Annotated in this window: 1 pseudogene; it reads left to right on the top strand. The window is 62.6% G+C overall.

Annotated features, from left to right (window positions below):
* Positions 1–17 precede the first annotated feature (17 nt).
* Positions 18–593: pseudogene (locus NKI08_RS34620) on the top strand (DUF1236 domain-containing protein); the annotation flags it as partial.

Raw genomic sequence — 593 nt, forward strand, 5'->3', positions numbered from 1 at the left:
GCCAGAACGGCGCCAAGATGGGCGAGCAGGCTCAGGGCAAGGCCGGCGCCACCACTGATCAACAGGCGCAGGGCAAACCGAAGCTGAAGACCGGCGAGCAGGCACAGGGCAAGGCTGGCGCTACGACTGACCAGCAAGCCCAGGGCAAACCGAAACTGAAGACCGATCAGCAAGCCCAAGGCAAGGCTGGCGCCACGACTGACCAGCAGGCCACGGGCAACACGAAGATGAAGACCGAGGAGCAAGCCCAGGGCAAGGCTGGAACCACCACCACCGAGCAGGCTCAGGGCAACACCAAGATCAAGCCCAATCAGCAGGCTCAGGGCAAGGCTGGAACCACGACAACCACCGAGCAAGCTCAGGGCAAGCCTGGCGCCACGACCGACCAGCAGGCCACGGGCAGCACCAAAATGAAGACCGACGAGCAGGCTCAGGGCAAGGCCGGGACCACGACCACCGAGCAGACCCAAGGCAATGCCTCGACGCAGACGCAGGACCAGAGTTCGACCGCTTCCATCAGCAATGTGACCGTTGAGCAGAAGACAGAGATCACTCAGGTCATCAAGGAGACGAACGTCCAACCCGTTTCCAAC

It is taken from the genome of Mesorhizobium sp. M0768 (assembly GCF_040320195.1).
Taxonomy (GTDB): Bacteria; Pseudomonadota; Alphaproteobacteria; order Rhizobiales; family Rhizobiaceae; genus Mesorhizobium.